This window comes from Flavobacterium cheongpyeongense, assembly GCF_003202435.1.
Classification (GTDB): Bacteria; Bacteroidota; Bacteroidia; order Flavobacteriales; family Flavobacteriaceae; genus Flavobacterium; species Flavobacterium cheongpyeongense.
Genome location: NZ_QJHK01000052.1, coordinates 1 through 769 on the forward strand (window position 1 = coordinate 1; position 769 = coordinate 769).

General features: G+C 44.0%; 1 pseudogene. It reads left to right on the plus strand.

The window, feature by feature from the left end:
* Nucleotides 1-769 (plus strand): annotated as a pseudogene (locus tag DMB65_RS21860) (hypothetical protein); the annotation flags it as partial.

Below are 769 nucleotides of genomic sequence, written 5' to 3' on the forward strand. Positions count from 1 at the left end.
ATGCTAACAACTGTACTACAGCAGTTAACTTTACTATTACACAACCAACAGCTCTAGTAGCTACTGCCGCTTCACAAACCAATGTATCTTGTAATGGTGGCTCGAACGGAGCGGCTTCAATTAATACTCCTACAGGAGGTGCAGGTGGATATACCTATAACTGGACTCCGGGTAACCCAACTGGTGATGGTACAACTTCTATAACAGGTCTAACTCCTGGTACATGGACATGTACTGTAACCGATGCTAACAACTGTACTACAGCAGTTAACTTTACTATTACACAACCAACAGCTCTAGTAGCTACTGCCGCTTCACAAACCAATATATCTTGTAATGGTGGCTCGAACGGAGCGGCTTCAATTAATACCCCTACAGGAGGTGCAGGTGGATATACCTATAACTGGACTCCGGGTAACCCAACTGGTGATGGTACAACTTCTGTAACAGGTCTAACTCCTGGTACATGGACATGTACTGTAACCGATGCTAACAACTGTACTACAGTAGTTAACTTTACTATTACACAACCAACAGCTCTAGTAGCTACTGCGGCTTCACAAACAAATGTATCTTGTAATGGTGGCTCGAACGGAGCGGCTTCAATTAACACCCCTACAGGAGGTGCAGGTGGATATACTTATAACTGGACTCCGGGTAACCCAACTGGTGATGGTACAACTTCTGTAACAGGTCTAACTCCTGGTACATGGACATGTACTGTAACCGATGCTAACAACTGTACTACAGCAGTTAACTTTACTATTAC